The organism is Gemella sp. 27098_8_149 (genome assembly GCF_041433745.1).
In the GTDB taxonomy this organism is placed as follows: Bacteria; Bacillota; Bacilli; order Staphylococcales; family Gemellaceae; genus Gemella.
Window position 1 is genome coordinate 16,331 of sequence record NZ_JAPWCB010000016.1, and the last position, 22,228, is coordinate 38,558.

A 22,228-nucleotide genomic window follows, 5' to 3' on the forward strand; every position below is an offset into this window, starting at 1 on the left:
AATGTTTGAATTAGCAAATGTAGCAAGACCAGGGGTAAGTGAATATATTTCAGGAAGTGGGGCATTGTCTGCACTTGATAATAGATTAGAAGGGTTTAAGACTCCTTTGATTGTTACTGGGGAAAAATCTTACGCAGCATTTACGAAGTTTTATAAAGGAAATAGAGAGTTTAGAGTAGCAAAATATGATGGTTCGGCATCTTTTGAGGATATGCAACGTATTGCTGATGAGTACGGTGAAGGTGTTGACGTAGTTCTTGGAGTAGGAGGAGGTCGTGTTATCGATACTGCTAAAGGAGTAGCGCAGAACTTAAATGTTGAATATATGACAGTACCAACTGTAATCGCAACTTGTGCACCATATGCGCCAGTAGCTGCAGTTTATCACCCAGATCACACATTTAGAGAAGTTGCATATTTTAAACGTACAGCCTATGCTTGTATTGCAGACTTAGATCTATTATTAGAATCACCAAAAGAATACTTCGTAGCGGGAATTGGAGATACTTTAGCTAAATGGTATGAAGCAGTAGTATTAGTAGAGAGAAATAACAAGTTTAATGATCCTTTTGTAAGAATGGGATTAGAAGCAGCTAAAATCACTCGAGATGTTCTTCTTCGTGATGCTAATGGTGCGTTAGAAGCTATGGAAAAAGGTGAAGTAACTGAAAGCTTCAAAAATGCTGTAGATACAGTATTTGCTATCTCAGGATGTGTTGGATGCTTCGGTGTTCACTATGGACGTATGGCAGGAGCTCACGCAGTACACAATGGTATGAGTTTAGTTAAAGAAACACACTCTGTGTTACATGGAACAAAAGTATCTTATGGTATTTTAGTTCAATTACTTGCTGAAGGTAAGAGAGAAGAAGTTGAGAAACTTGTTCCATTCTATAAAGCTAATGATTTAGCTTATAACTTATCTTGCGTGAATGTAACAGAAGATGTAGAAGACAAAATGCAAAAAATTGCTGAATTTGCAGCTAGTGAAAAAGAAACATTTAAACTTGCAGTTGATGTTTGTACACCGGAAGTTGTAGTAGCTGCGATGAAAGAGTTAGAAGAATTAACAAAATAGTAAAATAGTAGAAAGACCTCAGAAATTTTAATCTGAGGTCTTAAGTTTTGTATTTTATAAGTTATTTTTTAATACTGGAACTAACATGCCATTGCTAATGTTTTGTGCAGTATCGTCTTGAAGTAGATAATTAACGATTTCATAACCGAATAGAATAGCAACAGCTGGTCCTTGAGCAGTGATTACATTTTTATCAACAATAACGGCTTTTTCGTTATTATATGTTTTGCAGTTTATTTCTTTGTCGAATCCTGGGTAAGAAGTTACTTCTTTATCTTCTAGAATTCCCGCTTTGCTTAATACAATTGGTGCGGCACAGATAGCAGCAACTAATTTACCAGCGTTATACATTTCTTGATAGAATTTGATAATTTTATCGTTATCACGAAGTAGGGTACTTCCAGGCATTCCGCCCGGGATTACTATTGCATCATAATCAAGTATATTGTCGATGTCATCGATTTTTTTATCTACTATTATTTTTACGTCATGTGAGCTAGTTATATAATCTTCGTTGTTTGCAGAGATTAGATCAACGTGAATATTTGCACGACGAAGTATGTCTAAAGGTGCAATTAGTTCTAATTCTTCACTTCCATTTTCAACGAATAAAGCAACTTTTTTAGTCATAAAAAATCCTCCTAATGGGTATTGTGTGTAGTAATATAGAAAATATTATAATTCTATGTTCTCTTATTGTGGTGAAGGACGCTTCCGACTAATTTTTCATGTGCTCGCACATAAAAAATGGATTCTCCAGCTAGTAAATGAGCCTATAGTCTCATTTACTCCTCACAAAATTGTGTATCAATTTTGCTCTCACCACTATAGAGAACATGAAATCTATAATTATATATAAATTTGATTATTCAAATGAAAAAATCATTATATTTACTTATCATTTCTTATTAACTTAATTTTATTGTATTTGCAAAGAAAAATCAACCATCTACGGAAGATGGTTGATTGTGTTTAAACTCAATATTAATTATTTAGAAATTTCTAATACTCCGTATCCTGTGTCACGGCGTTTATATACTACAGAAATTTCATTTGTAGTGTTATCTAAGAATGCGAAGAAATCGTGTCCTAGAAGTTCCATTTGGAATACAGCTTCTTCTCTTGTCATAGCTTCAACTTTAAGTTGTTTCACTTTACCAAGATCTAAAGTAGTTTCTTCAGCTTCTTCTAACTCGTTAGTAAGAATATTTTCTTCAGCAAATCCTTTTTCACGACCTTTTCTATTGATTTTAGTTTTGTGTTTTCTCATTTGACGTTCAAGTTTGTCAACAACTAAATCAACAGCAGCGTATAAGTCTTCGTTTGTTTCTTCTGCACGAAGTGTTACGCCTTTAAGTGGTACAGTGATTTCAATTTTTTTCTTATTATTTTTGTATACTTTAGCATTAGCATAAACGTTTGCTTCTAAACTGTCAGCAAAGTATTTTTCTAATTTAGAAACTTTACTTTCAACATACTCTCTGATTGCTTGAGTAATTTCTAAATTTTCTCCTCGTACTTGATATCTTAACATTTTAAAGCACTCCTTTCATAAAGCAGCTTAGCTACTTTATAGGGGGTTCCCCCTTTTTTTATAGTTTTATTATACCACTTTTTGATAACGTTAGCAATATAGTTTGCATAAAAATGTCACTTTTATAAAATATACATTTATTTTGCTTTATAAATATATTTTTGTTAAAATAAAATTAAATATAGATGTTATGTAGTTAGCTAGGAATATTAGAATCTTAAAATGTTAACTAAATGAGGAATTTTACTGAAAATAATTTTGAAAAAATTTACAGATAAGGGGTAATAGAAAATGTTTTTTAGGGAATACTGTGAATTTATAGAGGCGCTTTATATAGTTTTTTACTCAAAAATGAGTAATAATGACAAAAATATAAATTATAGAAAAATAAAAAAGAGCTATGATGATTTTGGAGAAATCAATACAGATTTTGATGAAATATATAATGAAATAACGACAGGGGCAGTCTATACTCTAAAAGAGAGTGATTTAACTTTTTTAAGGAGGCATAATGGACTGCTTTTATCTATACCCAAATTACTAAAAATGAATATTAAGCCTCATTATTTAGATAATTGTCAATATATAAGTAAATTGTATTCAGTAAAAGAAGATAAAGGAGAATTTCATTGTTTGCAATGTGATAATAAAGATCAAAAGCAATTTTTTACTTTTGAAAATAATACTCAAAAAATTACATATTGTAGAAGATGTATAGATTTTGGGAGAAGTGATGACCATTTTATAAAGTTTCATATAAATATCCCAGTATCGAATTTAAAAGTACCTGAAAGACCTAGTGTTAAGTTAAGCGATGTTCAAGAAGAAGCAAGTAAGAGTTTAGTGGAGAATATAGACAGCGCAAAGAGTACATTAATTTGGGCGGTATGTGGAGCGGGTAAGACAGAAATAGTTTATGAAGCAATACATCGTGCGATTGTAGATAAGAAAAATATTTGCCTAGCAATCCCTAGACGAGATGTAGTCAAAGAATTATCTGAAAGATTCCATCGTGATTTTAAAGGATATCCTATTAGTATTTTACATGGAGAAGAGAAAAATTTTGAAGAATCGAATTTTTATATTATGACAACACATCAACTCGTTAAATATTATAATTATTTTGATGTCGTTATTATTGATGAGGTTGATGCCTTTCCATACTCAGGTGATGAGTGTTTAGAAAATGGTGCTAAAACAGGTTTGAAAGATGACGGTGTACTTGTATTCTTATCGGCTACACCATCTGAAAAAGTAAAATCTAGCGTCGATGAAGTTATAAAAATCCCTATAAGGTATCACAGATATTTATTACCTGTTCCGAAAATAAAAATTGAGAGGTCAGATGTGTTTGATTTTTCGAGAAAATCACGATTTCTAGAAAAATTCATTCAAGAAAAATTAGAGAAAGATAGACGAATATTGATATTTGTTCCTGAAATAGGCATGTGTGAAACGGCGGTATTGTATGTTAACAAATATATTTCCGAGGAAATAATTGTAGATTTTGTCTATAGTGGAGATGAAAATAGAAGTGAGAAAATCCAGAAATTTTATAATAGAGAAATAGATGTTCTTATTACGACAACGATATTAGAACGTGGCGTGACTTTTGATTATTTAGATGTAGTGGTTTTTGATGCCAAACATGTAAATTTTACAAAGGCTGCATTAATTCAGATATCAGGTAGGGTAGGTAGAAAGGACTATGATAATTCTGGTGATGTCGTATTTTTAGCGGATAATATAAGCAGGGAAATGAAAGCTGCTATTAAAGAGATTGAGTATATGAATAATCTTGCAAGATATAGGAAGTTGAATAGGAGGTAGGATATGAAGTGTAGTTTTTGTAGTTTGGAAACAAAGAAAAAGTTAGGGTTTGATACATTATTTACAAAAAAAGATGATTTTTATCTTTGTGATAGCTGTAGGGAACACATTGATATAAACGTCCTGGAAGTAGGAGAATATACTTTGTATTATTTTGCTGACTATGAATTTTTAAAAGATGAAATCTATTCTATAAAATATTTTGGAGATGTATCTTGTGCAGTAAAATTTAAAAATCTTCTAGATAAATTTTTTTCTTTAAATAATTTTGATTTAGTGACGATCGTCCCAGCAAATGAGATTAGGGAAATTATTCGAGGGTTTGATCATATTGAACAAGTTTGTAAGTTAAGTGGTGTGAACTACAAGAAAATTCTTAGTTGTGAATATAGAGAAAAGCAATCGAAACTCCACAGAAAAAGGATGGAAAATAGGTATCATTTTTTAAATGATGATCTTGCTTTGAAAGGTATTGAGACTCTTTTGATAATAGATGATATATTTACGAGTGGAAGTACATTATTGGGGTGTGCTAGAATTATAAAAGAAGCCTATCCAAATATAAAAATTAGTTTTTTAACGTTATCGAAAGTAATCTAACAAATAATTTGAGTGTTTTTTTTCTTAACAACATACGATTTTGTGGTATAATGTTAAAGTTGAATTTTATACATAGTTATACAACTTTGAGTTCGATATGTTATAAAAATTATACAGTTAGGAGATGGTTAAAACAAAAATTTTATTTTCACTTATAATGATCGCATTAATTCTAATTCTGGTAATCTTTTTATCTAAGAAATTCGAATTGAATAAGGATCAAATTATTATATTTTGGATATTAGTTTTATTCTGGTCTGCGATAAGTATTATACGTGCTTATAGAAAGTTATACGCGATTACACCGATAGAACAAGGTGGACTTTCTTTAACGCCGGTACTCGCAGCTCAAATAGCAGCCGGATATGGACTTATGAGTTTAATAGTAAGGTTGCCGATGTTTTTGGCGAGCGATATTTTCAAAAGACGTAAAATATTCGTTCAAATTTCTCTATTCTTACTAATAGTTACTTCATTTTTAGTAGCATTTAATGGTAGCTATATAACTTTATACTTATCTTCATTATCGTTAGGGATAAGTGCGACAATGCTTGCGTTATTTAATGTTATTTTCTCAGAAACTTTTTCTAGAGATAAGGCAGCGGTGTCGGTATCAATACTATCTGTAGCACCATTGTTAGCTGAATTTATCGCAGCACCGATACAATATGTCTTTACTATGAATACATATAAACATTTTGATTATATGTGGATAGTAGCTGGTGCTATTGCGGTAATAACGTTTATATTATCATTTATGATGAAAGATTATCGCCCAATTGATAGTGACTTTTCATTTGATAAGGTGAAAGTAGTAATTAAACATAAGAGTTTCATTTATATTTGTATAATTGCTCTTTTACTTTCATTTATTAAATTTGCTACAAGTGGGGCTAACATGATAGCCTATGGTAAAACTGAGTTGAATATGACTCCGCTAATGCTTGCTTATATGGATGCAGTATTTGCAGTACCTCAGCTTATTGCTGGAGTTCTTGTGGGAGTGTATTTCACGAGAAAATGGGGGATTCAAAAAACTCTATTATTCTTACTAGGATGTTCATTAGCGTTCTATATTATAGCGTTATATGTTAATAACCCGTATGTTATTTATTTTAGTTATATCTTAAATGGATTAGGATATGGTGGTGCCTACAATGCACTTATTTCCCTAGCTATGCAATATTTTGATAGAGAATATCGTAATGTAAGTATGGGAATCTATCAAGCATTCTTCGCATTAGGAATTTATTACGGAGATTATGTGTATGTTTGGATAGCTAAACATGTTAAAAATGGCTTGCTTGGTTTTACACAAAGTAAATCTATTTTCCTTATTGTTATAGGGATAACACTAATAAGTATGCTTATGGTTAAATTGAAAGTTAGAGATAATTAAAAAAAGTTGATTCACAATGTGTGAGTCAACTTTTTTTAATTATTCTATTTTATTATCCGCCGATTAAATCTCCACGAATATATCCAGTGTAACTACCGTAATCAACATAAGCCCAAGATTCTCCCTCTGAGTTTGTCTCAAGTGATCTTATTGTAACAGCTGCTCCACCTCTAATTGAAGTTATAATTCTACTAGAATCATTTTTGTCACTTCTTAAGTTAACACCTACGGCTGGTTTTACATAAGCCGTACGTCCGCTAATACTATGACTTCTTTCGTTTGATGAACTAGAAGAATTAGAAGAACCTTCTTTTACGATAATAGTTTCTTTTTCTTTAGCTTTCTCATTTAGTCCATTAACAGTGAATGTACGTTTGAATTCTCCTGTTGTTTTTAGTTTTAATTTATTTACAGTATTTTTATTAAGCGTGATAGTAACTTCAACTTTGTCGCCATTTTTTAAGTTGCTTTGTTTATTGAAAGAAATATCTGGATTTGATAATAGATTAGAAATCTCTGCGCTAGAATTAGCAACTTCGGGAACTTTTTTAATATCAACTTCAGGTTTTCCTTCGCCTTCAGCTCCGTATGTAACAAAATTAACCTCGTAAGTAGCTAAGTCGATAACATTTTCCTTTTTTAGGAATTTATTATATCCAAAGTATAATGCTACTACTAAAACAACAAAAGTAATAATTGCTGTTAAAACAACTGGAAGTATACTTTTTTTCTTTTCTTTAGGTTCTTCCATGTACATTGGAGGAACGTTATAGTTAGGTTGATTATTAAAATTTTGTTGTTGATTGTTGTAATTTTGTTGATCGAAATTTTGGTATTGAGTATTTTGATACTGTTGGTCATAGCCTTGATTGTTATACTGAGTGTTATCAAAGTTTTGATTATTGTAATTTTGATTATTTGGACCTTGATTATTTCTATTCATTAATTTCTCCTTTTCCTTATAATAATTTAATTTGCATAGTCTCCACCAGGAGCATTAAGGTACTCTTCTAGTGAGATATTTTTTTCATAGATAGTCTTAGCAACATCCTCACCAACATAGCGAATATGCCAACTTTCTTCCATGTAACCAGTTTTATCTACGAACTCGGGTTTATATCTAACGATAAAACCATATTTATGAGCATTTTTAGCTAGCCATTCAGCCGCTTTTTTACTACTTTCGTTAGTACCTTCGGCACCTAAAAGTTGTCCTTGATTATCAATAAGGTCAAAAACCAATCCAGTTTGGTGCTCACTATATCCAGGTCGAGCTGAGAATCTGTCTGCTTCTTGTTTACCATGCGAAGCAACATAGTTGTTGTAAAGTCCAGCTTGTGTATCGTAAGCTCTAAAACCAGAAACTTGATTAGAAACGTTTAGTCCCAATGCTTGAGCGTCACTAATTAATTTATTGACTTTTTGTCTTGCTGTAGGATTTTCTCCAGGGTTATAGTTAGCAGGTAATGGGTGCTTTTTATTAGCTAGCACAATACCATTGATAATAGTCGGTTGAGTAACAGTTTCTGGAGTTTTTCCATTCGTTGATGGAGTATCTTCGCTGTTTTTATTTGTTTTATTGTTTTCTTTAGTAGTAGAAGATTTTGTGTTATCTTTTTGAGTAGTTTGACTAGGCGCTGTAGGTTTATCATCTTTAGTAAGATAATAATAGCCACCTAATGCTAATGTCAATACTACTAAAGTAACAGTAACAATAGTAATAATATATTTCTTCATAAAATATAAGCCTTTCTCTTAATATAGTAAATGTATTTAATAAAAATTAATACAATAAATACGAGATAAAGTGTAACTCTTATTAAATATCATAAGTTGAATAGCGTATTTTGTCAATTATAAACATGATTTTCTCTAAAAATAAATACAATGTGATGAGGTAATCTTAAATTTCTAAATTGTTAATGAAAATTAGTTGAGGTAGGCAATATTCTTTTTATAAGAAAATTAGAAACGAAACAAACGAATTTGTTATAAAGCGTAAAAAAATTTATATTATCTCTAAATATGTGATGGAATTATTTTTATAGTATTATAAGTATTTTTGAGATTTCAAATGAGAAAAAGAACTCTAACAAAAATTAGTTAGAGTTCTTTTCTTTGTACTATGTACTGTAAAACATGAAAACAAAGAAAAAATTTATTAGAATAAATAAATATTCTTGAAATTATAGTATTTTAATGATTTTTATTTTTCTTTAAAAAAATGATGAAATTTGGTATAATAATAAAGATACCTATATAGTAAAAAATACTATGTGGAGGTATTATAAAAATAAAAAAGGAGTGTTAATTTGGATAATAACATTTCAAAAATCATAAATAAAGAACTTAAAAAGTTGATGAAGAAAAAATTTTTCTTTAAACAACCTAGTGAAAAAAAGATTTTAGCTTATTCAGGAGGTTTCTTATTACTGATTTTACTCGGATCATTATTGAATCTCGGAATTTTGACAGCATTTCTTTCTGTGTTTCCGCTAGCTTATGTTTTTGGAGCTAAAGGTTGGCGATATTGTTTACCATTAGTTATTATTGCTGGTGGAATATTGGTGTTATTTGCTTCACCAACAATCATATTTTGGTTTGGAATACATATGATAGTTGCGTATATGGTCTATAAGACTATAATCTTACGTAGATCAAAAATGCTTCTAACTGCAGCAACCAGTGTTGTAATATTTACAGGATTAGCCTTATATATATTCTTATCTATAAAGATGGGAATTATAACTATTGATAGAACGCAAATATTAGATTTTATTAATTCTTATGTGAATTCGATGGTTGAAATGAATCAAGGTGTCGATAAAAACATGGTGTTAGAGAGTTTTTCAAGTTTGCAGAAATCATTCCCTGTAACATTATTTATCATGGTATTTGTATATAGTTTAGTATTAGTACACTATACGTTATCGATGTTAGGTAGAGAATTTGTGATTATCCCTGTTTTTCCAATGTTTAGTCGTGTTATGTTAAGTCAAAAAAGTGGTTATGCATATATTGTAGTCACTTTAATAACTTTTCTTATTGAAATGGAAGCAGGAGGTAATACGTATAGTTTTTGGAACATTTTATTCCAAAATATTACAGGTGTATTATCACTAGCATTTATTTTGAATGGATTGTTTACTGCGTTTTTCTTTATTGAAGAGAAAACGAAATCTAATATTGTTAAACCTGTTGTGTTTGTCTTAATGCTGATTTTTAGTCCTATCTTTGAGTTGCTTGGTTTCATTGATTGTGTATTCAAGATAAGAGAAGGATATATTATAATTAAGAAGGGAAGATAAGTATGAATGATAAGAAAAAATATGAATTGATTATTATTGCTATTTTTCTAATAGGTGCAGTTTTAAGTGCTATATTTAATATTTATAGCTTGATAATTTACTTATTGATTGGTTTACTTATTTTCGCTCTTTATAATATACAAAGGGAAAAATCTGTTGAACATACTGAGAGGTATATTAGTAAATTAACAAATAGAATTAAGGATTCATCAGAAAAAGGTATTAATAAGTTCCCTATAGGAATAGTTGTAATTGATGAAAATAAAAATATAGAATGGGCAAATAATTTTATATATAAAAATATTAAAGTTGCAGACATAAAAGGTCTGAATATTTTGGAACTTATGCCGGAGATAGAGGATTTATTTGAACTTGAGACTCCAGTGGATAATCAATTTGAAATCTTTGGAAAGCATTATAAAGTTAATTACCAAAAAGATAGTGGATATATCTATTTCTTCGACATTACAGAAAGTAAAGTAGTGATGCAAAGATTTAGAGATACAAGACCTATTATCCTTAATTTAAGTCTAGATAATTATGAAGACGTATATGATTCACTGGAAGATGAAGTGGCGAGTAGACTGGATGCTACTGTTGTTATTACTTTAACAGATTGGGCTAAGAAAAATAGTATTTATCTAAAAAGAATAGATGACGATAGATTTATCGGATTGTTAAATGTAAAGGACTTAAAAAAAATAGAAAAAGAAAAATTCCAAATTTTAGATACTATTAGAAATCTAAAAGAAGAATTTGATGCGCCAATTACTTTGAGTATAGGTGTTGGGATGGGAACTGATTTCTTACCAGAACTTGGAGAACTCGCTAAGAGTTCGTTAGATTTAGCCTTAGGGCGTGGAGGAGATCAGGTAGCCATGAAAGATGTTGATGGTACGATTAGATTCTATGGTGGTAAAACTAACCCACAGGAAAAACGTACTAGAATTAAGGCTCGTGTTGTTTCTAATGCGTTGGCTGATATAGTAAATGATAGTGATAAGGTAATAGTAATGGGGCATAAACGTCCTGATTTTGATGCAGTTGGTGCATGTGTAGGTATTTATACTTTTTCTAAGTTTTTAGGTAAAGAGTGTTATATTATCTTGAATGAGAGTGATCGTGATGAAACTATTCACAAAGTAATGTTTGAAATTGATAGTAAAGATGAGCAGTTATCTAAGGTATTCGTAGATAGTGATGAAGCATGGGAACTTATGACTCCTCAAACAACCTTAATTGTAGTAGATACTTCTGATGCATCACGAGTAATTGATGCAGCGATTTTATCTAAGGCGAATAGAAAAGTTATAATTGATCATCATAGACGAGGTGAAGATATAATTACAAATCCATTGTTAACTTATATTGAACCATATGCTTCATCTGCCTCTGAATTAATCGCAGAGTTAATAGAGTATCAAACTAAGATAGAAAAGATTTCGCCTATTGCAGCAACTGTAATGCTCGGAGGAATAGTAGTAGATACACAAAACTTCTCTGTAAGAACAGGATCTAGAACGTTTGATGCAGCTGCATATTTAAGAAGTAATGGAGCAGATCCGATAAAAGTTAAAACAATTCTTAAAGAACCATTTGAGAATTTCATGAATAGGGTAGAAATAATTAACAATTCTATTCAAAAATCCCCAGAAATTATCATGGCAAAAGCGCCTGAAGGTAAATATTATACGAACGTAATGCTTGCTCAAAGTGCAGACTTGCTTCTAACTCTTAAAGGGATTGAATGTAGTTTTGCTATAGGATATCTTGAGGAAGGAAAAGTGGGTATTTCAGCGAGATCATTAGGTAATATTAATGTTCAACTTATCATGGAAGAACTTGGTGGTGGAGGCCATCTTGCTAATGCAGCAACTCAGATTGAGGGGATTAATTTAGACGAAGCATTAGATCGTCTAAATGATGCTATTGATAAAATAATATCATAAATATAAAAAATAGATAAAAGGAGAAATTGTAATGAAAGTTATATTTTTAGAAGATGTAAAAGGAAAAGGTAAAAAAGGAGATGTTAAGGAGATTGCTGATGGATATGCAAAATTCTTAATAACTAATAAAAAAGCTGTAGCGGCAACAAATACTAATATGGCTACACTTAAAGGTCAACAAAAACGTGTTGAAAAAGATAAACAAGAAGAATTAGTTCAAGCTAACTTACTTGCGAAACAACTAGAAGGTCTTGAAGTAACAATTAAAGTTAAATCTGGAGAAGGTGGAAGATTATTCGGATCAGTATCTTCTAAACAAATTGTTGAAGAACTTAAGAAACAACATGACCTAAAAGTTGATAAAAAGAAAATTGATTTACCACACGGTATTCAATCTTTAGGTTATACAAATGTTAAAATTAAACTACACACTCAAGTAGAAGGAACAATTAAAGTTCACGTGGTGGAACAATAGTAAATAAGTTGAAGGTGATAATATGAAATATCATATAGATTCTGTCGTTATGGCGGAACAATCGTTATTAGGGGCTCTAATGCAAGAGCCTGAAAAGTTAGTAGAAGTCAAGGCGACAGTCGATCCTGAGGACTTCTATGATGAACGAAATAAAGATATTTACAGTGCTATTTTACGTTTAGACGAAATGGAAATAATACCTGACACCACTACAATTTTTGAAGAAATAAATAATAGTGGGGCATTCAGAAATGTGGATGCCTCATTATATATAGTGGATTTATATGATATTACTCCAAGTTCTCGTAATATAATGCATTATGCGAATTTAGTAAAGAGATATTCTATTTACAGAGAAATTCGTGCCGCATTATTAAGTAGTACTGAAGAGATGAATCAAGGAAATGCTGATATTGATTCTTTAACTGCAACTTTATTCGATCAAGTTGAACGTGCTATGGAGCGTGCAAAAACATCTCAGTTTAAGAATATGAAAGATGTTACTGAGGAAGTTTTTAAAGAGATTTTGGCTCGTATGGCAGGAGAAGGTGAGAATGTAGCTGTTCCTACTGGTTACGGGGCATTAGATAAGCTTGTCGGTTTTGGTAAGGGGGATTTAATTATCCTTGCAGCACGTCCAGCAATGGGGAAAACAGCTTTTGCACTTAACATTGCACTTAATATCGCTGGGAAAAATCCTCGTTCTGAAGAAGAAAAGAGAACAGTTGCTTTATTCTCACTAGAGATGGGTGCGGATCAACTTGTATCAAGGATGATTTGTAGTGAAGGAATGATAGATTCTGAAAAAATTAAACGAGGAACTCTTGACAATGAAGACTTATTGAAATTAGAAACGGCAGTTCATTTCTTAAATCAGAAAAATGTCTTTATTGAGGATAGTGCTTTTATTAAAGTAAATGAAGTGAAAGCGAAATGTAAGTTATTGAAAGCTGAACATGGTTTAGATCTAGTAGTTATCGATTATCTGCAACTTTTGCAAGGAAGTAAGAGAACAGATAATAGGCAACAAGAGGTATCTGAAATATCTCGTAGTTTAAAACAGATGGCGAGGGAACTGGAATGTCCAGTCATCGCCCTATCTCAGTTATCGCGTAGTGTTGAATCTAGGCAAGATAAACGCCCTATGATGAGTGACCTTAGGGAATCTGGAAGTATTGAGCAAGATGCCGATATAGTTTCATTCTTATATCGTGGTGATTACTATAGAAGTGAAGATGCTGATGAAAATGAACCTCAAGAAACAAGTGACGTTTCAACTATTGAGGTAATCATTGCTAAAAATAGGCATGGACAAACAGGAACTGCTGAACTTGCATTTATGAAACGATTTAATAAGTTTGTATCTAAAACTTATGCTGAATAGGAGAGGAAGTTATGAAAAATAATAATCAAAATAATGAAATGAATAACAATCAAAATGGTTATTATGATGAAAATGGTAATTTTATTCCTGGAGGATATTATGACCAAGATGGCAATTTTATACCTGACGATTATTATCCCCCCAATAATGGCCTAACCCCAGCTGGATATTATGATACAAATGGTTTCTTTATTATAACTGGATATTATGATCAAGATGGTAATTATGTAGAAGACGAGGATTTTTCAAGTAATAATTTCAATAATGAACAGTATAATCAAGGTGGTGGCTTTGTCCCATTTAATCAAAGAAATAATTTCCAAGGAAATAATGAGAATATAGCTGGTGATAATTCTAGAAGTGATGAAAATAGTCTTAAAGAAGAACCTAAAAAGAAAAATTCTAAACTGGGTTACCTAGTCGCATTACTTTTAGTATGTGTAATTGCTGCAGGTATTTACTATTTCAAATTCTACAACAAAGATTCAAAAGTAGTTCATATTGATCAGTATAAAGTTGAACTAGCTGCTTATGGAACTAACCGAAATGGTAAGGTTGATGTTAATATTACGGAAGTTCCAGAAGTTAAAGATGCTGATGAAAATATCAAGAAATTCTTAAGAAAACCTGAGGTGAAATATTCGCCAAAAGAAAATCTGGAAAATGGAAGTAAAGTTGATGTAGAGATAACTCTTAATAAAGAGGAAGCTGAGAAAAAAGGGTTAAAACTTACTGGTAGCTTTAAACGTACTCTTACAGTAACTGGCTTATCTGAAGAAAATGGCTCTAAAAAAGAAGAGAAAAAATCTACAAGTAATACTCTTTGGAATAAAGAAAAAAGCAATAAACTTTATCAATATGTAAAAGAATGGGAAAAAACTTTAAATCAAAATTATAAAGAATATACGATTGATAATAAAGTTAATTACTATGGATTACAACTTCCAGGAGATACAGAAAAAGTTGGACAAGCACGCCTAGTACTTGAAGGTGACAAACTAGTAAGCATGAAGTGGTCACCAGAAGGAAATCAAAAAGATGTATATAATGTAGTTGCTGTATATTCTGATATAGAGAATGTTGTAGGACCAGCATCTCATTTATACTACTTTACAATTTTCAATGGTGAACCGATAGTACTAGTAACTGAACAAAACCAAGGAAATGATAAGAAATACTTATACTTCAAGAGAACAGCAAATGTTTATTTACAAGAAGGTTTTGAAAAAATAGTTAAAGGTTAGTAAATTAAAAGCTAGGGACAGATGGCGGAAGGGTTGTTTGTTTCTGGCTTTTTACAAAAAAATATTATAATAAAGTTTTGGAGGAAAAAAATATGAATTTTAAGAATAAAAGGTTAATATCAACTGTTATTGTTGTGGTTCTAGTGGTATTTTCGTTAATTAAAGGAACTATAACATCAAGTAACAGCAATAAAAAAGATGATGCAGAATTAAACGGATACTTAACAGAGTTCTTGCAAGAACAAAGTGTTACTAAATTAACTCTGAAAAAAGGTGATAGCAGCCAAGTAATTCAAAAGATTTCTATCGAAGGTGAGATTAATGCAGAAATGACGAATACTTATTCAAGAGGTTCTGTTTTAAATCAAATTAAAGAGGCAAAAGGAAATCCTAATGTTAAAGCTATACTATTATCTGTAAATTCACCGGGTGGTGGTGTTTATGAGACTGCAGAGTTGTACAATGCTCTTAAAAATAGTGGTAAAGATGTTTATGTGTCAATGAAGAAAACAGCCGCTTCTGGAGGTTATTATGTATCGACTGCAGCTAAGAAAATTTTTGTAAATACTGAAACAACTACTGGTTCTCTAGGAGTTATTATGAGTTATGTATCTGCTCAAAAATTCCTAAACGATCATGGAATTAAACAAGAAACTATTCGTTCTGGAGAGCAAAAAGCAGTAGGTGGTTTAACAGAGGACTTACCAGAATCAACAAGAAAAATATTACAAGAACAAAACAAAGAAGCGTATGAAAGATTTGTAAAAGCTATAGCTGAAGGTAGAAATCTAAGTGAAGATGAAGTTAAGAAACTTGCTGATGGTAGAACGTACACTGGTACTCAAGCAGTAGCGAACAAACTTGCTGATAAAGTTGGTACTGAAGATGAACTTATTGATTTAATAAAAGAAGAAAAAGGATTATCTAACCCAACTGTAATCGAGTTAAGAGCTGATAAAACTGCAGAAAGTTTAATTTCTAGATTTGTAAAAGCAACAACAAAAAGTTTCATCTCTGAATTAAATAGTGAAGTAAATTCGAACAAAGTTGAACGTAGCTACTTAGGATAAGGAGGGGATTTAAATGAATAATGATTTAAATAATAATAGACCTTCATATGATCCGCTTCTAAATGAGACTTCAGAAGTAGTGATGAATGATCCGCTACAAAATGAACAATCAACTAATGAGCATAAAGAGACTAGAGAAGCGGAAGAAATAACTGATAAAAAAGAAAAAGACTTCTCGCTACCAACTTCATTAGAAGATTATTTAGTACTTTCTAAAAATTTCTATGCAGGTTTTTGGATTAGATTTGTTGCATATTTAATCGATATGATAGTTATTTACGCTATATCTAGTTTATTAAATACTTTTAGTTTTGGACTTTTGAATAAGCAATTAGATTTTCCTATCTTAGGTGAAGAATCTCTGAGTTATGTTATTGTTATGTTTGTTTATTTTATATCAATGACTTACTTCTTCTCTCAAACCTTAGGTAAGATGATTATGAAGATAAAAGTAGAGACTAATAAAGGTGAAAAGCTGAGTCTTGCAGATGTAGTTTATCGTGAGCTAGTTGGTAGATTACTAACGATATTTTTAGTTTACCTACCGTATTTAGCAGTAGTTTTCACGAATAAGAAAAAAGGACTTCATGACTTTATTGCTGATACTGTAGTAGTCAAAGAAGATTTTTCAAAATTACGTCGTCAGATGAATGAAAAGTTAGAAAGTAAAAACTAAATAATATTGTAAGGGGTGACTCAAAAATCATGATTTTATAGAAATTGATTTTGTAGAGTTATCCCCTTTTAAACGCTCTATGATAGTTTTCACTATATATCATAATGATAGCTGTTATTGATTATTTAAAATATTATTGACAATAATTTTAGATGGTAGTATACTTAATTTATGAAAAACAACTACAAATGTAGACGAAAAATATTTAAGAGATAGGTGTGATAAATATATGGTGAAAAATGAGACATATATAGTTGAAGGGATGAGTTGTGCATCTTGTGCAGCGCATATTGAAGAGAGTTTAAAACAAGTTGATGATTTATCGGATGTCAATGTAAACTTTGCAACAAGTAAACTTACTCTTTCTAGAGGAGAAGGAATAGATAGAACTGAAGTAGAAAAGATTGTAGAAAAATCGGGGTATAAGCTTACTTATGTTTCTAGTATTGAAGAGCGAACATTTATATTAGAAGGAATGAGTTGTGCAACGTGCGCGAAAAATATAGAAGATGCGATTTCATCTTTAGATGGAACTGAAAAAGCCATTGTAAATTTCGCTACTGAGAAGATGGTAGTAAAATTCGATAAAGAAAAATTAAGTATAGCTGAAATCGAGAATAAAGTTGCTGAAGCGGGTTATAAAGCAAGATTAGAAATAGATAATTCGGTTGATGATCAAGCTGAAAAAAAACAGCAAGAAATAGATAGTATTTGGAAAAGATTTATTTATTCGGCTATATTTGCAGTACCAGTGTTATACATAGCAATGGCTGAGATGGTAGGATTACCTACGTTGGAAGGTTTAAGTCCGATGGGAAATCCAAAATTATTTTCAACAGTACAACTAATTTTAGTATTACCTGTTTTGTATCTTGGTAGAAAATTCTTTAGTGTAGGAATTAGAGCTCTTCTTAGAAGAAAACCTAATATGGATTCTCTAGTAGCATTAGGAGCAGGGGCAGCATTCTTATATAGTGTTTATTCAACCGTATTGGTATATTTAGGTGATGAACATGCAGCTATGAATTTATACTATGAATCTGCAGCGGTAATCTTAACATTGATTACACTAGGTAAATACTTTGAAGGAATATCAAAAAGTCGTACTACAAATGCTATTAGTAAGCTGGTTGGGTTGGTGCCGAAAACAGCTAATTTAATTAAAGATGGTGAAGAACATGTTGTAGCAGTAGATGAAATATCTACAGGAGATATACTTCTTGTTCGTCCTGGTGAAAAAGTACCTCTTGATGGAGTTGTGATTGAAGGTCGTTCAACTGTAGATGAATCAATGTTAACAGGGGAAAGTATCCCTGTAGAAAAAGAGATTAATAGTAAAGTCGTTGGAGCTAGTATTAATAAAACAGGTGTTTTCAAAATGAAAGTTACTAAAGTTGGTAAAGATACTACTTTATCACAGATTATTAAACTTGTTGAAGACGCTCAAAATTCTAAAGCTCCGATTGCAAAACTTGCAGATAAAATTTCAGGAGTATTTGTTCCTATTGTTATTGTTTTAGCACTAATAGCTGGAATTTTATGGTACTTTGTTGGAGATGCATCTTGGAGTTTTTCTTTAAAAATTATTATCGCAGTGCTTGTTATTGCTTGTCCTTGTGCCTTAGGTTTAGCTACACCGACAGCTATAATGGTAGGTACAGGTAAGGGAGCTGAACACGGTATTTTAATAAAAAGTTCAGAAGCTCTTCAGTTAGCTAAAGAAGTTGATACTGTTGTTTTTGATAAAACTGGAACATTGACAGAAGGTAAAATTTCAGTAACTAATGTAGTGACATTTAACGATTTAAAAGAAGAAGTTCTATTGCAACTTGCAGCGAGTGTAGAATATCTTTCAGAACACCCATTAGGTCTAGCTATAGTAGATGAAGCTAAAAATAGAAATTTAGATTTGTTAGAAGTTAAAGATTTTAGTTCATTAACAGGATTAGGTATTTCATCAATAGTTGATGGAAAATCAATATTAATCGGTAATGAAAAATTAATGTTAGAAAACAATATTAGTACTAAAGATTCAGTAGAAAAAGCAGAAAAATATGCTTCAGAAGGGAAAACACCATTGTTCATAGCTGTAGACTCTGAACTTGCTGGAATTATAGCTGTAGCCGATCAAATAAAAGAAAGTAGTTTAAAAACTGTCGAAAAACTACATAGCTTGGGCTTAGAAGTAGTTATGTTAACTGGTGACAATAAAAAAACTGCGCAAGTAATTGCAAATCAATTATCGATAGATAAAGTTGTAAGTGAAGTTCTACCAGAAGATAAAGCGAATGAAATCAAAAAACTTCAAGCACAAGGCAAAAAGGTAGCTATGGTTGGTGATGGTATTAATGATGCACCAGCGCTAGTGCAAGCAGAGGTAGGAATAGCGGTAGGGACAGGAACAGATGTTGCGATTGATGCTGCAGATATAGTGTTAATGAAACCTGACTTAAATTCTGTAGTTAATGCAATAGTTTTAAGTAAAAAAACTATAAGAAATATTAAAGAAAATCTATTTTGGGCGTTCTTCTACAACGTTATAGGTATTCCTTTTGCGATGGGGGTATTCTACATATTTGGTGGGCCATTGTTAAATCCAATGTTAGCTGGAGCTGCAATGAGTTTTAGTTCAATATCTGTAGTTCTGAATGCTTTAAGATTAAAAAGAGTAAAATTAAATTAATAAAAATCAATAAAAGAAAGAAGGATTAATCATGAAAAATGAATATAGTATCGAAGGAGTAAAATGTGGTGGTTGTGTAGCTGCAGTTAAAGAAAAATTATCAAAACTAGATAATGTGGATAATATTGAGGTTAATATTCAAGAAAAAACTATTGAAGTTGAAGGGAATGTTTCGAAAGAAGAACTTCAAGCTGCATTAGTAGATACAAATTTTAAAATAGTTTAATAAAAAAAATTGATTCGACAAATTTGATTTTTTTAACATTATAATTTGGAGTCACGCCTAATAAATAAACACCTTAGGATTAGTTTTTAATCTAATTCTAAGGTATTTTTGTGTTTTATTTATCGTAACCTAAGTATCCTATTGCGATAGCTTTAGGTCCTGCATGAGATCCAATTACGGGAGAAACGATTTCTGTTTCAACTTCGATATCACCAAAAGTTTTCTTGATAGATGTCATTGCTTTTTCTAATAATTCATCTGTTGTATAAAGAACAAATAAACTTTTTGGTTTTTTTTCTTTTATTTCTTCACACATTTTTGAAAGAACTTTGTTCATTCCTCTATGTTTACCGCTCACTGAAAGAAGACCGTCTTTAATAGTGATAATAGGAAGAATATTTAGTAGGTTTGATAGAACGAACTGAGCTTTAGTAAGTCTACCTCCTGCATATAAATATTGCATAGTTTCGACGGTTACAAGAACATTGTGTTGCTGTGAAAGTTCTAAGTATCTATTTTCTATATTTTCGAATGTTAAACTTCCTGCTTCAAATTCTTTAATAATTTTTTCGATAGCTATTCCTACCATTCTTGCTATTTGAAGAGTATCGATTACCTTAATTTCTATACCATCGATAAGCTCTTTGGCTTGAATGAAAGAAGAATATGTTCCAGACAGTTTAGAAGAGACGCTAAAGGCAACGATACGTTCTACACCTTGTTGTTTTAACTCTTCATAAACGCTTAAAATTTTACCTACTGCAGGTTGGCTTGTGCTAGGTTTTTGTCCGTTATGTATTCTTTCGTAAAATTCGTCAGGAGTTATAGTTACATTATCCTCGAAAATCTCATCATCAAGACGAACTTCAACAGGGATAACTGTAATTGGATTGTTATTTGCAAAATTTTTATTAATTTGTAATGCTGAATCGCACACAAAAGCTGTTTTCATAAATTTTAACCTCTTTAATTTTGTTTTAAATGATTATAGTTTAACCACGTCTATATATAATATACTAAAAATAAAATTTTTTCAAATAAAAAGTGAAATAAAAAGTAAACTATTGTTATTATTTTTAGATTTTAATATGCTTAATATATTGATTTTAAAAGTAAGTTTGTATTTTAATGTTTGTTAATATGGATATTGGATATCTACAATTATATTTTTATTATTTAGGAGTAGCAATACTGGTGAAGAAACATTCTTCTATGAAATAATAAGTATGATATAATAATTTAGAGAGATTATAGAGTAATAATTTAGATGAAAAATATAAAAAAAGTGAAGGATATAGATATGAGTATAAAAGCAGTGTTATTTGATATGGATGGATTAATGGTCGATACTGAAAGTTTGGCGACAGAAGCATTTATTCATGGTGCGAAAAAACAAGGATACGAGATGACTAGAGAAGAGACACTTTTAGTGTTAGGTTTTACTACAAAGAGTATTTATGAATTTTGGGGAAATTATTTTAAAGATTCTGATGTTAATGGAAAGCAATTAGTTGACGATCATTATAAATATATAGAGGATATATTGTTTACGACAGGACCTAAGAAAATGCCGTTTATAGAAGAATTGTTAATATATCTAAAAGATAATAATTATAAAGTTGCGGTGGCTTCATCTTCTAATATGAATCACATAGTTAATAATATGGAGAAGACTGGGCTTGTGAAATATATAGATGAGCTTGCTAGTGGGGCAGAAGTGGAAAATGGTAAACCCGCACCAGATGTGTTTTTATTAGCTGCAGAGCGTTTAGGTGTAAAACCTGAGGAATGTATAGTACTGGAAGACTCTATGGCTGGTGTAATTGCAGGAAGTACAGCAGGTGCTAAAGTTATTATGGTTCCAGATATGTTTGAGCCGGATGAAGTCTGCAAAGAAAGAGCTTATAAAATAGTCGGGAATCTAGGAGAGGTTATTAAAATATTGGAAAATGGTGAGTAAAGAAAATAGAATGATTGGTCTGGTTTTTGATGTGGATGATACGTTGTATGAACAGATAGTTCCATTTGAAAATGCATATAAGAGTCTATTCGATATGGATATTGACATGGAGAAATTTTATCTTTTGAGTAGATACTATAGTGATGTGAAATTTGAAGATTCTCGGAATGGTGAGATGACTATGGATGAATATCATATTTATAGGATTCAAGAAGCGGCGAAAGATTTGGGTGTATGTTTATCTGATGAACAAGCACTTAATATGCAAAAAGAATATAAAAAGAATCAACAAAAATTGCAAATGTCTGATATAACTAGAAGTATCTTAGAACTTGCAAAAGAGAATAATGTAAAGCTTGGAATAATTACTAATGGACCAAGTGAACATCAATGGTCTAAGGTGAAAGCATTAGGTGTTGAAAAGTGGATTGATAGGAAGAATATTATTGTTTCGGGTGACTATGGTATAAATAAGCCAGATGTTAGAATATTTGAAATCATGCAAGAAAAATTACAACTTCCTAATGATTCTCTATATTATATTGGAGATTCGTTGGAGAATGATATAGTAGGTGCGAATAATGCTGGTTGGAAAGCGATTTGGATAAATCGTTATAAGAAAAAAATACCGGAGAATGCATATATTTATAAAATAGCGGAAAACAATGCTAAATTGTTTGAAATTATTTCAGAAATTTTTGAAAAGTAAAATAAAATAGTTTTAGTAAGTTAATTTTTATGGTAAAATTAGGTATATTGATTTTATTAGAAGTTTACTAGAATAAAGTTGAACTAGTACTTTGTCTAAGGAG

Annotated in this window: 20 protein-coding genes; 15 read left to right on the forward strand and 5 right to left on the reverse strand. The window is 31.0% G+C overall.

Features of this window, described 5'->3' with window-relative positions; translation table 11 throughout:
* Window position 1 precedes the first annotated feature (1 nt).
* Window positions 2–1,078, forward strand: coding sequence for an iron-containing alcohol dehydrogenase family protein (locus O3801_RS06990; RefSeq protein WP_371454496.1), 1,077 nt, complete (start codon window positions 2–4; stop codon window positions 1,076–1,078).
* A 54-nt stretch (window positions 1,079–1,132) separates the two neighbouring features.
* Here the strand turns inward: O3801_RS06990 and O3801_RS06995 are convergent, their stop codons facing one another.
* Window positions 1,133–1,708: a DJ-1 family glyoxalase III gene (locus O3801_RS06995; protein WP_294683239.1), complete on the reverse strand. Its 576-nt coding sequence runs from the start codon at window positions 1,706–1,708 to the stop codon at window positions 1,133–1,135.
* Window positions 1,709–2,066: 358 nt separating this feature from the next.
* A complete protein-coding gene (hpf, locus tag O3801_RS07000) occupies window positions 2,067–2,612 on the reverse strand; it encodes a ribosome hibernation-promoting factor, HPF/YfiA family (protein ID WP_371454497.1) in 546 nt (181 codons plus the stop codon).
* Window positions 2,613–2,903: 291 nt separating this feature from the next.
* On the opposite strand from hpf, the gene O3801_RS07005 reads away from it, so the two are divergent.
* The 3 genes from O3801_RS07005 to O3801_RS07015 all read left to right on the forward strand — a co-directional run bounded on the left by O3801_RS07005 (window position 2,904) and on the right by O3801_RS07015 (window position 6,441).
* Complete coding sequence (locus O3801_RS07005; RefSeq protein WP_371454498.1) at window positions 2,904–4,442, forward strand: ATP-dependent helicase ComFA; 1,539 nt, start codon at window positions 2,904–2,906, stop codon at window positions 4,440–4,442.
* Window positions 4,443–4,445: 3 nt separating this feature from the next.
* On the forward strand, window positions 4,446–5,042 hold the full coding sequence (locus O3801_RS07010) for a ComF family protein (protein ID WP_371454499.1): 597 nt from the start codon (window positions 4,446–4,448) through the stop codon (window positions 5,040–5,042).
* A 157-nt stretch (window positions 5,043–5,199) separates the two neighbouring features.
* Entirely contained in the window at window positions 5,200–6,441 is a 1,242-nt protein-coding gene (locus tag O3801_RS07015; RefSeq protein ID WP_371454500.1) for an MFS transporter, read from the forward strand.
* 52 nt (window positions 6,442–6,493) lie between these two features.
* Here the strand turns inward: O3801_RS07015 and O3801_RS07020 are convergent, their stop codons facing one another.
* Window positions 6,494–7,384 carry an SH3 domain-containing protein gene (locus O3801_RS07020; RefSeq protein WP_371454501.1) on the reverse strand — a complete coding sequence of 297 codons (891 nt, stop codon included), beginning with the start codon at window positions 7,382–7,384 and terminating at the stop codon, window positions 6,494–6,496.
* 26 nt (window positions 7,385–7,410) lie between these two features.
* Complete coding sequence (locus O3801_RS07025) at window positions 7,411–8,178, reverse strand: D-alanyl-D-alanine carboxypeptidase family protein (protein ID WP_371454502.1); 768 nt, start codon at window positions 8,176–8,178, stop codon at window positions 7,411–7,413.
* A 623-nt stretch (window positions 8,179–8,801) separates the two neighbouring features.
* On the opposite strand from O3801_RS07025, the gene O3801_RS07030 reads away from it, so the two are divergent.
* From O3801_RS07030 to O3801_RS07070, 9 genes are all read left to right on the forward strand, one after another.
* Window positions 8,802–9,749 (forward strand): DUF2232 domain-containing protein, encoded by a 948-nt coding sequence (locus tag O3801_RS07030; RefSeq protein WP_371454514.1) that lies wholly within the window; start codon window positions 8,802–8,804, stop codon window positions 9,747–9,749.
* Window positions 9,750–9,751: 2 nt separating this feature from the next.
* The gene (locus O3801_RS07035) at window positions 9,752–11,698 is read left to right on the forward strand and encodes a DHH family phosphoesterase (protein ID WP_371454503.1); all 1,947 of its coding nucleotides are present in this window, start codon (window positions 9,752–9,754) and stop codon (window positions 11,696–11,698) included.
* A 31-nt stretch (window positions 11,699–11,729) separates the two neighbouring features.
* The gene (gene rplI / locus O3801_RS07040) at window positions 11,730–12,173 is read left to right on the forward strand and encodes a 50S ribosomal protein L9 (RefSeq protein WP_371454504.1); all 444 of its coding nucleotides are present in this window, start codon (window positions 11,730–11,732) and stop codon (window positions 12,171–12,173) included.
* 22 nt (window positions 12,174–12,195) lie between these two features.
* Entirely contained in the window at window positions 12,196–13,557 is a 1,362-nt protein-coding gene (gene dnaB, locus O3801_RS07045) for a replicative DNA helicase (RefSeq protein WP_371454505.1), read from the forward strand.
* An 11-nt stretch (window positions 13,558–13,568) separates the two neighbouring features.
* Window positions 13,569–14,801, forward strand: coding sequence for a DUF4767 domain-containing protein (locus O3801_RS07050; RefSeq protein WP_371454506.1), 1,233 nt, complete (start codon window positions 13,569–13,571; stop codon window positions 14,799–14,801).
* Between the two features lie 92 nt (window positions 14,802–14,893).
* The gene (gene sppA, locus O3801_RS07055; RefSeq protein ID WP_294683534.1) at window positions 14,894–15,871 is read left to right on the forward strand and encodes a signal peptide peptidase SppA; all 978 of its coding nucleotides are present in this window, start codon (window positions 14,894–14,896) and stop codon (window positions 15,869–15,871) included.
* 13 nt (window positions 15,872–15,884) lie between these two features.
* Complete coding sequence (locus O3801_RS07060; RefSeq protein WP_294683533.1) at window positions 15,885–16,547, forward strand: RDD family protein; 663 nt, start codon at window positions 15,885–15,887, stop codon at window positions 16,545–16,547.
* Window positions 16,548–16,776: 229 nt separating this feature from the next.
* Window positions 16,777–19,230 (forward strand): heavy metal translocating P-type ATPase, encoded by a 2,454-nt coding sequence (locus O3801_RS07065; protein WP_294683532.1) that lies wholly within the window; start codon window positions 16,777–16,779, stop codon window positions 19,228–19,230.
* A 31-nt stretch (window positions 19,231–19,261) separates the two neighbouring features.
* Window positions 19,262–19,456, forward strand: a complete 195-nt coding sequence (locus O3801_RS07070) for a heavy-metal-associated domain-containing protein (RefSeq protein ID WP_371454507.1) — start codon at window positions 19,262–19,264, stop codon at window positions 19,454–19,456.
* 115 nt (window positions 19,457–19,571) lie between these two features.
* On the opposite strand, the gene O3801_RS07075 is transcribed toward O3801_RS07070, so the two are convergent.
* A complete protein-coding gene (locus O3801_RS07075; RefSeq protein WP_371454508.1) occupies window positions 19,572–20,408 on the reverse strand; it encodes a DegV family protein in 837 nt (278 codons plus the stop codon).
* A 315-nt stretch (window positions 20,409–20,723) separates the two neighbouring features.
* On the opposite strand from O3801_RS07075, the gene O3801_RS07080 reads away from it, so the two are divergent.
* Together O3801_RS07080 and O3801_RS07085 are read left to right on the forward strand one after the other, a co-directional pair.
* Window positions 20,724–21,416 (forward strand): HAD family hydrolase, encoded by a 693-nt coding sequence (locus tag O3801_RS07080; protein WP_371454509.1) that lies wholly within the window; start codon window positions 20,724–20,726, stop codon window positions 21,414–21,416.
* Entirely contained in the window at window positions 21,406–22,125 is a 720-nt protein-coding gene (locus O3801_RS07085) for an HAD family hydrolase (RefSeq protein ID WP_371454510.1), read from the forward strand. The genes O3801_RS07080 and O3801_RS07085 overlap by 11 nt, the downstream gene beginning before the upstream one ends.
* Window positions 22,126–22,228 lie beyond the last annotated feature (103 nt).